This is a genomic window from Pseudoalteromonas sp. AWM4_233 (assembly GCF_056158285.1).
Window position 1 is genome coordinate 415,853 of record NZ_JBSWSZ010000001.1, and the last position, 14,254, is coordinate 430,106.

The 14,254-nt window shown below is 42.7% G+C and carries 10 protein-coding genes; 5 read left to right on the forward strand and 5 right to left on the reverse strand.

The annotated features are described in order from the left end of the window. Window positions 1-159 precede the first annotated feature (159 nt). Entirely contained in the window at window positions 160-2,292 is a 2,133-nt protein-coding gene (locus tag ACXAC4_RS01795; RefSeq protein ID WP_475158592.1) for a S8 family peptidase, read from the reverse strand. A 326-nt stretch (window positions 2,293-2,618) separates the two neighbouring features. On the opposite strand from ACXAC4_RS01795, the gene ACXAC4_RS01800 reads away from it, so the two are divergent. Beyond that, complete coding sequence (locus tag ACXAC4_RS01800; protein WP_475158594.1) at window positions 2,619-3,806, forward strand: BaiN/RdsA family NAD(P)/FAD-dependent oxidoreductase; 1,188 nt, start codon at window positions 2,619-2,621, stop codon at window positions 3,804-3,806. Between the two features lie 413 nt (window positions 3,807-4,219). Here ACXAC4_RS01800 and ACXAC4_RS01805 read toward each other — a convergent pair whose 3' ends face one another. Next, window positions 4,220-4,885: a response regulator transcription factor gene (locus ACXAC4_RS01805; protein ID WP_475158595.1), complete on the reverse strand. Its 666-nt coding sequence runs from the start codon at window positions 4,883-4,885 to the stop codon at window positions 4,220-4,222. A gap of 403 nt (window positions 4,886-5,288) precedes the next feature. On the opposite strand from ACXAC4_RS01805, the gene ACXAC4_RS01810 reads away from it, so the two are divergent. From ACXAC4_RS01810 to ACXAC4_RS01825, 4 genes are all read left to right on the forward strand, one after another. Next, window positions 5,289-6,176, forward strand: coding sequence for a sulfite exporter TauE/SafE family protein (locus ACXAC4_RS01810; RefSeq protein ID WP_475158596.1), 888 nt, complete (start codon window positions 5,289-5,291; stop codon window positions 6,174-6,176). A gap of 142 nt (window positions 6,177-6,318) precedes the next feature. Then, the gene (locus tag ACXAC4_RS01815; protein WP_475158597.1) at window positions 6,319-6,963 is read left to right on the forward strand and encodes a TetR/AcrR family transcriptional regulator; all 645 of its coding nucleotides are present in this window, start codon (window positions 6,319-6,321) and stop codon (window positions 6,961-6,963) included. Beyond that, window positions 6,947-8,296, forward strand: a complete 1,350-nt coding sequence (locus ACXAC4_RS01820) for an efflux RND transporter periplasmic adaptor subunit (protein WP_475158600.1) — start codon at window positions 6,947-6,949, stop codon at window positions 8,294-8,296. Before ACXAC4_RS01815 ends, ACXAC4_RS01820 begins: the two co-directional genes overlap by 17 nt. A 2-nt stretch (window positions 8,297-8,298) precedes the next feature. After that, window positions 8,299-11,514, forward strand: coding sequence for an efflux RND transporter permease subunit (locus ACXAC4_RS01825; RefSeq protein ID WP_475158602.1), 3,216 nt, complete (start codon window positions 8,299-8,301; stop codon window positions 11,512-11,514). Window positions 11,515-11,824: 310 nt separating this feature from the next. On the opposite strand, the gene ACXAC4_RS01830 is transcribed toward ACXAC4_RS01825, so the two are convergent. The 3 genes from ACXAC4_RS01830 to ACXAC4_RS01840 are packed head-to-tail and all read right to left on the reverse strand — an operon-like array spanning window position 11,825 to window position 14,046. Beyond that, window positions 11,825-13,081: an NAD(P)/FAD-dependent oxidoreductase gene (locus ACXAC4_RS01830; protein ID WP_475158605.1), complete on the reverse strand. Its 1,257-nt coding sequence runs from the start codon at window positions 13,079-13,081 to the stop codon at window positions 11,825-11,827. A gap of 45 nt (window positions 13,082-13,126) precedes the next feature. Further along, window positions 13,127-13,447, reverse strand: coding sequence for a 2Fe-2S iron-sulfur cluster-binding protein (locus ACXAC4_RS01835; protein ID WP_130254559.1), 321 nt, complete (start codon window positions 13,445-13,447; stop codon window positions 13,127-13,129). A gap of 8 nt (window positions 13,448-13,455) precedes the next feature. Continuing rightward, complete coding sequence (locus tag ACXAC4_RS01840; protein WP_475158607.1) at window positions 13,456-14,046, reverse strand: carboxymuconolactone decarboxylase family protein; 591 nt, start codon at window positions 14,044-14,046, stop codon at window positions 13,456-13,458. Between the last annotated feature and the right edge of the window lie 208 nt (window positions 14,047-14,254).

The following is a 14,254-nucleotide window of genomic DNA, read 5'->3' on the forward strand; positions in this document are numbered from 1 at the left end:
TTAACCTTGTACTAAAGCACAACTTTTTCCAAAACAGAACGCGATATAAAATCGCTGCTACCGAAGTGTTTTAATCATATGTAGGTAGCCATTTATGGCGACAAAAAAGCCGAGCTGAGCTCGGCTTTGTTATAAGAGACCTAATAAGTAGGGTAGAAATTACTTATATTGTGCGTCTAGTGTCACACCAGAGAAAGTGCTGTAAGCACGTAAACCAATGTGCCAAGTACCCGCTTGTGGGTTTGTGAACGTACAAGTTTCAGCATTACCGTTTTTGTACGGACGACAATCGTAAGTTGAAGTAGTTGGTTGGCTGCCTTGTCTTACGTATAGGTCAGCATCACCAGAGCCACCAGACATAGTCACTGTGAAGCTTGTCATGCCCGCAGGGATTTCAACAGTTTTACGAACCCAGTTGCTACGACTTGCTGAAAGGTTCGTTTCAGTGATACCACCTGGTTGAGGACCTACAGAACCAGCAGTTAAATCACCTTGTAAGCTTACGCCTGTGTACGCAGAGTAACCTTGAAGCATTACGTGGTAAGTGCCTGCTGCTGGGTTATCGATGGTACATACTTCGTTGTTACCGCCTTTATAAGGGCGACAGTCGTATGACGATGTAGTCGGTTTGCTACCAGCTTTAACATAAAGGTCAGCATCGCCTGTGCCACCGCTCATAGTGAATGTTACTTTGCTTGTGTTTGCTGGTACTTCCATTGTGTAGAAGTCTTGGCCGCCTTGTGAACCGCTAAGGCCTGTTTTAGCAACGCCATCAGCTAGTACATTGTCACCTACAGGAGGCTCAACTACACCGCCTGAAGCTTCAGCAACTGCTGCAGCTGCATCGATAATACCAGTACCACAGTTGTTACAAGTTGCACCGAAGCTCTTAGTCGTATTTTTAAGAATTGTTTCAATTTCATCAGGCGTCGCTGAAGGTTTAGCTTGCTTAATTAGTGCCGCTACACCTGCAACATGAGGCGCTGCCATTGATGTACCTTGAGAATATGCATAGCTGTCAGAGCTTGGTGTTGTTGAACCTGAGTTGTAAGTAGATAAAACACCTTCAGGGTCATTTGCAAAGCTTTGCGCGCCACCTGGTGCTGCTACGTCAATGTTTGAACCATAGTTTGAGTAGTAAGCACGACCACCGTTACGACCTACCGCAGCAACGTTTACTACGCCAGAACAGTTACCTGGGTTGTAGTTTGCTGAGTTATCGTTGTCGTTACCAGCAGCAATAACAACTACCGCACCATTTGCACGCGCTTGGTTAATTGCGTTTTGCGTTGTTGAACTACAAGCACCACTGCCACCTAAACTCATATTGATAACGTCAGCTGGGTTAGGGTTTGTAGGAACGCCAGACACTGAACCACCTGCAGCCCAGATAATACCGTCAGCGATATCTGATGTTAAACCACCACATTTACCAAGTACACGTACAGGCACAACTTTTGAGTCATAAGCAACACCAACAACCCCTTCGCCGTTGTTTGCTACAGCCGCAACCGTACCCGCAACGTGTGTACCGTGCCAGCTTGAACCTTGTGCACCGTGTGTGTATCCACACTCGTTTGCAGAAATCGCATCACCAGGATCGCTCGCGTCTGAATCACGACCACCACCATCATTAGCAACGAGTGTGTTTGAGATCATGTCATAACCAGGTAGTAGGTTAGCGTTTAGATCTGCGTGAGGGCGGTAACCTGTATCAAGTACAGCAACTACAACGCCAGCACCGGTTGCGCTATCCCATGCCGCAGGTGCGTTAATGCCCGCTGTATTTTCAAAATAGTGCCACTGATCAGAGTACTGCGGATCATTTGGAGTCGCAGTTGGTTTTAGCATTTGGTCAATTTCGATGTATTCAACATTGCCAGATGCTGCAATTTCTTGCATTAATTCGTTTGCTTCAAGCGCTGATAGTTTTTTGTTAACACGCATTACGTGGTGGTTGCTTAACGCCATTGCACGAACGTACTGAGGTGTTACTTTTGCTTTTTTACTTTTAAAGTTCTTAACAAAAGACTGAGCGCGTTGATTCATCATTGCTGGAGAAAGATCTCCAAACTCTGCTGACATCATCATTTGCTGTTGCATGTTGTCTTTATATTTGATGATGAACTGAGTGCCAAGCGTTGACTGGCTTTTTAGTTTTGCCGCTGTTTGGTTAACAGAAGGTGTGTTTACTTGGTCTTGAAAAGGTAAAGCTGAAACTGAGCCTGCTACCATCGCAGAGGCCATTGCCAGGCTAAGTGCGCCTAATTTAAATGGTGTTTTTATTGTCATAATAGTTTCCCAATAGTCACTTGTTGTTTTTCTTCGCCAAACTGCGGCGAGAAAGAAAAGTAAAATAAAAGTTAATTTTTTGAAAGGGAAAGTTTGGTTATTAGTGTATGCGCAATGGTTATATGCAGATGGATAAACGTCTTTTAAATTTTAGATGGTGTTGATTATTAAGGTTTTTTTAAAGTTAAATGAAATTTTAGAGTTTTAACTAGTAATGTAAACATATGTAAATGATTGGTGGTTTTGTGTTAATTTTATGCTTGTTTGCACAAAAGACCCGCCATCAAGGTATAATCCTCCCCGATTTAGGCTAAGCAGAGAAAAATATGTTGCAATACGACGTGGTGATTATTGGTGCAGGTGCTGCAGGTTTAATGTGTGCAGCTCAGGCTGGCTATCGAGGCAGACGTGTTGCAGTTGTTGATATGGGCAAAAAACCGGGCCGTAAAATATTAATCAGCGGCGGTGGACGTTGCAACTTTACCAACGAGGGCGCAAGCCCTGTAAATTATTTGTGTGGCAACCCGCATTTCGTGAAGTCTTGTTTAAGCCGTTATACACAACATGACTTTATAGAACTTGTTGACCGTCATGGGCTTGCTTACCATCATAAAACACTAGGCCAGTTATTTTGCGACAATAGCGCACAAGATATCGTTGATATTCTCATGACCGAATGTGAATGGGCGGGCGTTGAATTACACCTCAGGAATGAAGTATTAAGCGTCTCTGAGTTAGCAGAAGGCGGTTATCAGGTAGCTACCTCTGAGAGTGTCTTTACCTGTGAGTCGCTGGTTGTAGCTGCTGGTGGCTTAACTATGCCGAAATTAGGCGCTACGCCGATTGGCTATAAAATCGCAGAGCAATTTAATTTAAAGGTGTTGCCGACAATGGCGGCACTGGTGCCTTTCACCTTACATGATCATGATAAAACACGGTTTGATGGTTTATCAGGCGTGAGTATTCTATGTTTGGTCTCGAGTGAATGCGGCACTGAATTTAGAGAAAATATTTTATTTACTCACCGTGGTTTATCAGGACCTGCTATTTTGCAAATTTCTTCATTTTGGCGAGCAGGGCAAGCGGTGACTATTAACTTATTGCCAGAACTACAACTGAATGAAGCTATTCATCAATGGCGTAAAGAGCAAGGCAGTAAGTCTTTAAAGAATACTTTGTCTAACATTTTGCCAAAGCGCTTCATTGAAGTGCTGATCAACGAACAAGCTATTCCAGATAAAGCATTGAATCAATTAACACACACCGAAATTGATGAAATTGCAAAATACATTCACCAGTGGCAGATCAAACCTAACGGCACAGAAGGCTACAGAACAGCAGAGGTGACCTTGGGTGGTGTAGACACCGATGAATTAAGCTCAAAGACATTTGAATCGAAAAAGCAAAAAGGCTTGTATTTTATTGGTGAAGTCACCGATGTGACGGGTTGGCTAGGGGGTTACAATTTCCAGTATGCGTGGAGCTGTGGCTGGGCATGCGGGCAAGCTTGTTAGCTCTTAGGCATAAATGAAGGCTTACACAAGACTAAAACACTTGGGCAGCATCGATTTTATATTGCGTTCTGTTGATTGAGTACTCCATTACAGCTGTTAAGACTGTTCACTTCACGTTGCGCAAAAGTAACCTTGCTTCGCGCACTGCAAATGAAGTTTTGGATGTAGTGTTGTTTTACATCCATGTAGCTACGCCCATCGGGTATCCATACCCTCACCTCCTTGTGCTGCGAAACTTCGTTTCGGTCACTCGTCGCCCTTGTGCAAAAGTAACCTTGCTTCGCAACGTATATTTTGCACTATAATGTCGCCATAAATGGAGACCTACAGACTATAAAACCAATCACCTGTAGGTCGTGCTTTAGCGCGACAACTTTATTGATGTAATGCAACACTCAAAGGTAAGCTTAGCCCTATATATTTAACTCATTATTCAGTGCCATGGCTGCAGAACGATTAGGCGCATTTAATTTTTCTAAAATCTTCGCAACATGGTTCTTCACCGTATATTGGCTGATCCCTAGGATCATACCAATCTCTCCATTGGTTTTGCCTGATGATATCCAATCTAACACTTCTTTCTCACGCCCTGTAAGTAAGTGGATAGGTGAGTTATAAGCTCTCATAGACTCATATCTAAACAGCTGTGCTTTATGTAGATAGGGTAAAATGAGCTCAATCAGATAAGACGCTGGGGCTGATGTGTTTGAGCGCTTGTTATTGAAGGCCACTAAAGTTACAAATCCAGAGTCTTGGTTATCTAAATCATATGTCGCGATATCAGATAACGGGTTTCTCGCTTTTGCATAGCTTTTTAATAAATTCACATTGTTTAATTTAGTGCAATTGATGGTTTTTAGTAGTTGTTGTTGTTGGTTAGGTGAGTATTCGATTGAATAATCAGTTTTAACTGATAGGTTCGACTTATCTATTAATGCGATGTATAGCGCTTCTTTTTCAGCAAAAAACATAACCTCTTCAAAAATAGTGAGATCAAAAGAACGGTCTTTTATAGATGTTTTTAATAGCTCTATGGCCTTTAAAATACTAGATAGCTCTTCAGTACAACCCAAAAACATGTGCATTCTCCTTAAAATACGATGTCAAGGTAATGAATTTATTCATATTAATTCTGCAGACGGTGCAGTAACTAAATTCATATTTAATTAATCGCGCGATTAATTAAAGCATGGATGCGGAATTGATAGCAATTAAAAGTGAAGAAATTGTGAATGAAAAAAAATAAATCGCTGATATCGAGTAATTGTCATAAAACTGGGTGGGAAACGAGCAATATAGGGCCGTATAGACGGATACAAGTAATGTTTATGTAATCTAATAATGAATCTGAGCGAGGTAATGGCAGGTGATTCAAGATCTCTGATTTTTCAACATGAGTGATAGATGGTCCTATCAGACTATACGAAGTGTAAGCAGGCATTGTTAGACTTAACAGGCGATTGAAAGGGATCAAGGTGTAATATGATTGAAAGATTACGGCGACCATCGTCATGGCCATTTTATTTTACTGTGCTAATTTATGCTGCATTGATTTGGTTACAAGGCCTCTCGAACTCATTGTTGCAAATAGCTCATGAATTTGAGATCGCATTAACGATGGCATTGGGCTCTTTTGTGGCTGGTGGCACAGCTTTAGGTGGGGGAGCGGTTGCATTTCCTGTGATGACCAAGGTTTTAGCTATAGAGCCCGCGACAGCTAAAGTGTTTTCTCTGGCTATACAGAGCTTTGGTATGACTGCGGCAGCAATCACCATTTTTTGTCGTCGCATTCCTATTTATACCAACATCGTTTTCATGGCATTGCCTATGTCAGCTTTAGGTGTAGCAATCAGTTTGCTGTACGTGGCACCTTTCGCGCCGAGATTATTGGTTAAATCGATTTTTAGTTTTCTACTCTTGTGTTTCGCCATTACCATGGTGCTGCGCTGGTGGCGAAAAGCACATCATCAACCGAGTGCTGAGCATATAAAGCCTAGCCTAGGACGATTTTTATTAGTTGGATTTGTTGGCGGTATTGCTAGCGGTTTAGTGGGGTCTGGCTCTGATATCGCATTATTTGCTTTGCTTATCATTGCCTACCAAGCTGACATTAAAAAAGCGACCGCAACCTCAGTGGTAGTGATGGCATTTACTTCATTGGTGGGCAGCGCTATCAATGCTTGGCATCTCAATGTGATTACACCTGAAATTGAACAATATCTATTGGCCGCAATTCCTATTGTTGTTGTTGGTGCGCCGTTCGGGGCTTATGTGTGTTCAAAAGTGAAAGTTGGCCAATTAGTGAGTTTTTTACTGTTGTTAATCAGCCTAGAAGTATTCTTTACAGGCTTTGAGCTATGGCAGCAGTAAAAGCAATCTCAACTGGCATTCGCAATCAAGAGAGTTATCATAAGTATTTATTCTATAAATAAAAAAAATAAACTTTAGTTGACTAAATAATGAACTTTATATTTAATTAACCGGTTGGTTAATTAAATGTAAAGAGAATAAAATGACGACAAAAGTTACTCGAGGAAGGCCCGTTTGTGAAACCAAAAAAGCGGAGCAAAAGGCTAAGCTGATTATCGCTGCACAGCATTTACTCAACGTGAAGTCGTATAGCCAGATCACTATTCGAGAGATAGCTGCCGAGGCAAAAGTAAACTCAGCGATGATCAAATATTACTTCGATAGCAAAGAAGGCCTATTCGTAGAGCTTATCCAAGCCTTGGCCGATGAACACTTTTCTCAATTTGGTGATTTGCATGCACAGACACGCCCTGTTTATCACTTTATGCGTCAGTTTAATCAAATCTTGCAAACGAATCCGGGGTTTGTGCATTTATTAGCGGAAGAAATTCTCAATAAAACCACGCCATTGGCACAGGCTTTTATGAGTGCGTTTCCAGAGCGTGTGTCGCAATTTTTACCTGAGTTAATCAAACAAGAAGTTGGCATTGATGATCATAAAACAGCCAAGTTGGCGGCTTTTTCACTGATGACACAATTGGTGTCACCTTACATTTTTAAAACACTACGTCAGCAAGCTTGGCAAATCGAAGACGCCGACATACAAAGCGAAAAGCGTGTAAAGGAATTATATCTACAGTTTATTTTTGGCTTAAAGGAGCAACAAACTCATGAGGTGGAATTTTAGTGCAAGAAGGAACTTGCCTATCGCAGTGGCGATTGGCGTTCTATTAGTTGTCATAATAGTTAAATTAAATGCGTCAATGCAGCATCAGCCAGCGACAGATGACGGTCAATTAGCGCATTATCAGTTGCTCAATCAGCGAGCAATAAAGCCAGAAATAGTGGGCTTTGGACGCGTAGAGCCCAATATTCAATTTAATAGTATTGCCGAGGTGTCGGGTAAAATTACCTATGTACATCCAGCATTAAAAAAAGGCGAGCTATTTGAGCAAGACTCTTTATTACTATCGATAGATGACAGTGATTACCAACTCCAACTGGCGAAAGCCAATGCCAACTTAGCGGCAGCAGAGGTCGAACTTGCAGCCAAGAAGACCGAACAATTAAATAATGCGCTCGACATTAAACTTAGCCACAACAAGCTCAAAATAGCGCAAAGCGAATACGAGCGTTTAGCGCGTTTACTTAAACAAAAAAGCATATCTCAAAATGAGCTAGATAGAGCCCAACAACAAGTGTTATTGCAACAGCAAGACTTGCAACGTAACGAAAATACCAAGAGCTTGTTGCCATTAGAGATCAAGGCTCTACAGGCGGGAGTTAATAAAGCCCGAGCCGATGTGAAACAAGCACAGCTTGCGATTGAGCGTACACAAGTTCGTCTGCCATTTACGGGGCGTATTCATAAAGTGAATATTGAGCAATCGCAATGGGTCACTATGGGTATGCCATTATTCAGCGCCAGCGATGTGGCGCAAGTACAAATAAATGCCCAATTCACCTTTAACAGTTTTCATCAATTTACGGGATTCTTTCAACGTCCACCTAATATTACAACGTTATCCGCCCAAGGTATGGCCGCCTATTTTGACGAACAAGGTTTGCAAGCTCAGGTAGAGTTATTGGGCCATAAAGGAATGCGCTGGCAGGCTAAAATTGCTCGCATGAGTGATGAAATAGACCCACAAAGCCAAACTGTTGGGGTGGTTGTCACCATTGACGATAGTTATAAAAATATCGAGCTGGCAAACAAGCCGCCCCTATTGGCTGGTATGCGCGCAAAAGTAACATTAGTAGCCACAGAACAAAACTTCATTGCAGTGCCGAGAGCGGTAGTAAAAGGTCGCTATGCGCTTCTAGCCGATGCACAAAACACATTACAAAAGCTTGATACGCGTAGTGCGCTGAAGCAGCAAAATTATTTCTTATTTCAAGATGAAAAGTTAGTAGGTGCGAAACTGATCACCACAGATCTGTTTCCTGTGATCGCAGGCAGTAAATTACAGTTAGTGCCAGAAAATGCCGTATTGGCAGTGACATCCGTGAAGGAGCTGTAATAATGATCCGCTTATTTGCTGCACACCCCACAGCAGCCAATATTTTAATGCTGCTGTTTATTGTGATTGGCTTAGTCAGCCTACCACAAATTCATCGTGAAACTTTACCTAAAATCAACCAGTACCAGCTTGATATCGTGGTGCCTTACCCCGGAGCCAGTGCTGAAAACGTCGAACAAAAGATCTGTTTAAGTCTAGAGAGTGCCTTAGACGGGATCAGCTTTTTAGAAGAAAAGCATTGTGTGGCAAGACAAAATGTTGGCCAGATGACGGTCAAAATGTTTGAACAAGGTGACTTTGAGCAGTTCAGTACTGACGTTAGAAATGCCATCGACACCATAGATGATTTTCCTGCTCAGGTTGAGCAATGGACCATAAATGAGCGAGGACGTACACAAGATGTGGTGAGTGTCGCAGTGACCACTCATGCGGCACAAAATGGCGCAGATAAGGGTTTATCGCGCGTTGAGTTAAAAGCCTTAGCTGAGCAAGTTAAAGTGACTTTACTGCGCCACCCTGACATTCCGATTGTTGAAATCAACGACTTTTCGAAACATCAACTGCGTGTGACAGCATCGCAAGACGCGCTGCAACAATACGGCATGAGCTTGCAAACCTTGAGTCAGCGTTTAACTACGCAGAATATCGAACTGCCGCTCGGTGTGCTCGAAACTTCAGAAGCCGACACGCAAATTCGTATTAAAGACGAACGTCGCTCTGCGGAGCAGTTGGCAGATGTAGTAGTGAGCACAGGCACACAAGGTAATCATGTGCGCATCGCTGATTTAGGGCAAGTGAGCGATACGTTTGAACGCGATGAAAAGCAGATCTTTTTTAACGGTGTGCCAGCGGCCGTAATCACCATTAAAAAGAACACCAATGAAGATAGCTTGCGAGTGTTACATGCCACCGAAGCGGTGCTGGCAAAGTTACAAACCAGTTTGCCAAGTGGGGTGCATTTAACCTTGACCAACGACAACACCAGTTTAGTTAAAGACAGGATCAACCTGTTGCTCACCAATGCATGGCAAGGTTTGTTGTTGGTTTTTTTTGTAATGTGGCTGTTTTTCTCTTTTAAATATGCGTTTTGGGTGGTGATGGGTCTACCTGTGTCATTTTTAGCGAGTTTCTTTCTAATGATGCACTTGGGGATCTCAATCAATATGCTCTCTATGGTGGCGCTGTTATTGGCGCTTGGGATCTTAATGGACGATGCCATCGTGATCGCCGAGTCTATTGGATCGCACATTGAAAAAGGATTAAAAGTACAAGATGCCGTACTTCAAGGCACTAAAGTCGTCTTGCCAGGGGTGTGTTCTTCGTTTGTCACCACGTTATGTATTTTTGTTGGTTTGATCTTTATTGAGGGCAATTTAGGGCAGATCTTAAAAGTGATCCCCATTGTGCTTATTTCTGTTATCACCGTTTCTTTGATTGAAGCCTTCTTCATTTTGCCGAACCACTTAAGTCACGCCCTACAAAGTAAAAGCAAAGAAGGAAAATGGGCACAACGTGTTGGTGCTATTCGGGCTCGTTTTGAAACTAAGTTTACCCATTGGAATCAGCAGATATTGCATTTGAACCATGTGTTGATCCGCTACCGCTATTTGGTGTTTGGTACGGTGATCGCAACCTTTTTATTGTCTTTGAGTATGTTAGTCTCTGGCGTGCTGAAATTTACTGCATTCCCTGATATTGATGGTGATGTATTGCAAGCGCGTTTGTTGATGCCAAATGGCACGCCGTTGGTTAAAACTCAGCAAACCATGCAAAAGATTGAGCAAGCTTTGGCGCGCACAAATGCAAAACTCAGTGAGCAAGAAGAGGGTGAGTTGGTGATTGCCAGCACGGTGGTGTATGGGCAAAACCCAGACTACCAAGATCAAGGGGCCAACTTGGCTTATATTTCAGTGGATTTACTCAGTGCAGAGCAGCGCAATACTCACTTACAGGCTTTTTCGGATCTATGGCGCAAAGAATTAGGTGATGTACCAGAGGCGCTGAGTTTATCGTTTAAAGAGCCAAAATTGGGGCCTCAGGGCAGAGCCGTCGATATTCGTTTGCAGTCTGACGACATAGAACAGTTGAGTCGGGCAGCCTATGAGCTAAAAAACTGGTTAAAGGGTTATCCTGGAGTGCAAAATATTACCGACGATTTGAGGCCGGGCAAACCTGAGTTTACCTTGACGCTTAAACCGGACGCGTTAGTTACGGGTATTACCTCTGCGGACATAGCACAGCAACTTAGGCCTGCATTTCAAGGTAGCAAACTATCTGACATTCATGTCGGGCTCGAAAATTACGAAGTGACAGTAAAACTGGCAGCGCAAAGCATGGACGAATACAGTGATTTTGATAACTTTCTGATTATTCATCCAAAAAGCCAAGTTGCCATTCCCCTAGCTGCGTTAGTTAATATCGAGCAAACCCGAGGGCTTGCGGTGATCAACCGCGTGAATAATATGCCGACGGTTTCTGTATTCGCTGATATCGACAGTGAGCTTAATACCGCCTCTGCGGTGGTCAAAGATGTCGAAAAACGCTGGTTGTCTGAGCTCAATTCACGCTTTCCCGACATGACTTACAGTATTGAAGGTGAAGTCAAAAATGCAGGGATCACCCAGTCGTCTATGCGCCGCGCTATGTTACTCGGCATGATAGGTATTTTCTTGTTGTTAGCTTTGCAATTCCAAAGTTATATCGAGCCTTTAATTGTCATGGTGTCTATTCCGTTTGCCATGATAGGCGTTATTTTAGGTCACTTTATTATGGGTATTAACTTCTCGATGCCCTCGCTAATGGGCTTTATTTCGTTGGCAGGTATTGTTGTTAATGATTCTATTTTGTTAGTGCAATTTGTGAAGCGTCGTGTCAAAGAGGGTTTGTCAGTACATGATGCTGCCGCTCAAGCAAGTCATGACCGTTTTCGTGCGGTGGTGTTAACATCAGTGACCACAATAGCGGGTATGACGCCGCTGTTATTCGAAACCAGTTTACAGGCGCAGATCTTAATTCCGCTGGCGACCAGTATTGTGTTTGGTATTTTGGCCTCAACCTGTTTGGTACTGCTGGTGTTACCTTGTTTATATAGCATTTTAGAAGACTTTGGGGTGGCAAAACCCTATCACAGTCATCATGGTATAGACTCGGGCGATGCGATTAACGAGCACGCCTTAGATGGTGATGTAAAAGTTAACGCAGTTGTAAAATCAATTTAAACTGAGTCATAACATTTAAAGGCCACAGCGGGGCAAACCGCTGTGGCTTTTTTGTTTCTATCTAGTTCTCTTAATTAAGCTGTCTATTTTGAGGCAAGAAAAACTAGTCGATAACAAGGCGAAAATTTTACTATTTAGTTGTTCTAAATAAGAAGTTCTCAACGACGTTAGCGTCAGTTTTAGTCTCTCAAAATGATTAAGTATTTTTGAGGATTGGTATTAGTCTTTTGAGGCTGAAAAAAGAGCCCTGACGGGCTCAAACACTAGGCTTAATTAGCTGGGTAAAATATTGTTTTAAAAGCAGTGGAAATTAAATAGCTTGAGAGCGACCAGAAAGCTGCTTTATCAAATCAATATCGGTATTGCCTATCATGTCGATAGGCAGAGAGATCTTCTTATCTATTAGCTTTTTTGCGGCCATAAAATCTTTAGCCGTGTTAATGCAATCTGCTGCGATGATGCGGCCTTGCTTTAAATACCACAATGAAAAACTGCTTGATGAATGTTGACGTAATACGGTGTTGTCATAGCCATGATTTAAGCCTGCGATCTGAATTTTACAGTCGTATTGATCAGACCAAAACCAAGGCACTGACGTCACTGCTTGATGTTTACCACATATAGCCGCAGCAGCAGTTTTTGCTTGTGCTAACGCATTTGGCACAGATTCAATACGTGTTGCGATACCACTGTGATGTTCAATCCCTATGGTGCAATCGCCTGCAGCATAAATATTTTTATCTGTGGTTTGGCATAATTCATTGACTACAATACCATTTTGCTCCACCAGTAATCCTGCTTGTTCAGCAAGCTCTGTGTTAATTTCGGCGCCAATACCAACAATGACTAAGTCGGCATTAAAATACTGCTCTGTTGTATCTGATTGGGTTAATGTTTTACAGCGCACCCCAGTCACGGTTTGCTCACCGGTGAATGCTAAAACTTGTGTGTTGGTAAGTACGTTTACGCCATGTTGTTGGTGGAGCTGCCGATAAAACTCAGAAATAAACGGGGCGGTAACGCGAGCAAGCAATCTCGGCGCTTGCTCTAGTAGTGTTATTTGATGGCCCATTTTATTGAGTACAGCAGCGGTTTCTAAACCAATATAACCCCCACCAACCATCACAATACGTTGTTTATCTGTGCTAAGCCGTGTGGCTAACTGTTCAATGTCTTTTAGGGTTTTAATATAAAAAATATTGTTTAATTCACTGCCTGAACAAGTAATTTTACGCGCCCGACTGCCCGTGCACAGTAGCAAGTGTTCATAGCTTAGACATTCACCATTTTGTAGTACCACACTTTGTAAAGCGGGCTCTATTCTGGCTACTCGAGTGCGTAATTTTAGGGTGATGTTATCTTTTTGGTAGGCTTGCTCAGGTCTTATTAATAAGCCTTTTTCATCTACCTGACCCAGCAAATAATTTTTAGAAAGCGGAGGGCGATGATAGGGCAAGCTGTGTTCATCACTGATCAAAACAATTTCGTCAGTCCAGCCTTCTTTCCTTAAGCTAATACAAGCTTGCGCGCCAGCATGTCCGCCGCCAATGATGATGCATCTTGCCATGATGTTATCCCTTTAAGTTGTGGCTAAAGCTAAAATTATCCAGAGCTAGTATTGAGATTCTGGTAATCTTACTTGCAAGCCATGGTGTTCATCAGACACTAAAACCTGGCAACTTAGACGACTTAACTCAGTCGGCTCAGAGACCATTTCTAGCATATCTGCTTCACTACTATTTGGTTCGTTTACCTTGCCTTGCCAGTCGTCTGTTAAATAACAATGACAAGTTGCGCAACTGCCTGAACCTCCACACTCAGCTTCAATGCCATCGATCATGTTTTCCATCGCGGCTTGCATTAAAGAAGTCCCAGCAGGCACATCTATGGTGGTTTCATTGCCGCTAAAATCAATAAAAGTAATATCAGGCATAACAGCTCCTACATCGAAAAACGGCTTAGTTGATTAATTTCAGCCAAGATAGCCGCTGGATCGGCCTCTAGTTGACTGTCCATAGTGGTATTCCAGCGGTTTAAAAAACCACAAATGGCGATGACCGCTGAGATCTCAATCACTGCTGCTTCACTAAAGTGCTTACCTAAGTTGTCATAATGGTGTTTTTCTAGGTGAGCAGGCGAGGTGCTTGCAGCAAATGCAAAGCGAAGTGCAGCGCGTTCAGCATCGTCATATAAAATGCTGGTTTCAAATTCAAATGCGGCCAAGACCTTGGCACGATTCACATTCACGCGACTAGCGATATGCGAGAAATGCCCCTGACAATATTGGCACCCCGCAGCATTAGAACTAATGGTGGCAATCGCCCATTTTAGTTCTGTGCTGATGTGTTCAAATTGGCTTAAGCACCCAAACAACTGCCCAAATGCTTTAGCTAGCATAGGGTTTTTAGCCATGGTCAAAATGCCGTTTGGAATAAACCCTAGGTTGTTCTCAATGCCCTGCAAAATGGGCTCTAACTCAGGAATATCAGCACGACTAACCGGGCTGACTAAGTGATTTTTAGTTTGCTGCATTGCAGTCTTCCTAACTGTGATAGCGAGCCATCAAGGTATAGCTAAGCGTAGAACATTCCTATAGTCCCAACGGACCAAGGCCATAGTCCACAGGGGCTATATGGCTATATCAACATTCCCTGTAAGGTTTTTAATAGATTCAAACTGAACCCGAACATTCGCGGCATCGCTTACTATTCAAAGCAAATAAGTCGTGGTTGAAGGATTT

Coding starts and splice junctions, on each gene's coding strand:
- ACXAC4_RS01825 (WP_475158602.1), top strand. CDS start 8,299: ATGATCCGCTTATTTGCTGCACACCCCACAGCAGCCAATATTTTAATG.
- ACXAC4_RS01805 (WP_475158595.1), bottom strand. CDS start 4,885: ATGTTTTTGGGTTGTACTGAAGAGCTATCTAGTATTTTAAAGGCCATA.
- ACXAC4_RS01840 (WP_475158607.1), bottom strand. CDS start 14,046: ATGCAGCAAACTAAAAATCACTTAGTCAGCCCGGTTAGTCGTGCTGAT.
- ACXAC4_RS01820 (WP_475158600.1), top strand. CDS start 6,947: ATGAGGTGGAATTTTAGTGCAAGAAGGAACTTGCCTATCGCAGTGGCG.
- ACXAC4_RS01835 (WP_130254559.1), bottom strand. CDS start 13,447: ATGCCTGATATTACTTTTATTGATTTTAGCGGCAATGAAACCACCATA.
- ACXAC4_RS01800 (WP_475158594.1), top strand. CDS start 2,619: ATGTTGCAATACGACGTGGTGATTATTGGTGCAGGTGCTGCAGGTTTA.
- ACXAC4_RS01810 (WP_475158596.1), top strand. CDS start 5,289: ATGATTGAAAGATTACGGCGACCATCGTCATGGCCATTTTATTTTACT.
- ACXAC4_RS01830 (WP_475158605.1), bottom strand. CDS start 13,081: ATGGCAAGATGCATCATCATTGGCGGCGGACATGCTGGCGCGCAAGCT.
- ACXAC4_RS01815 (WP_475158597.1), top strand. CDS start 6,319: ATGACGACAAAAGTTACTCGAGGAAGGCCCGTTTGTGAAACCAAAAAA.
- ACXAC4_RS01795 (WP_475158592.1), bottom strand. CDS start 2,292: ATGACAATAAAAACACCATTTAAATTAGGCGCACTTAGCCTGGCAATG.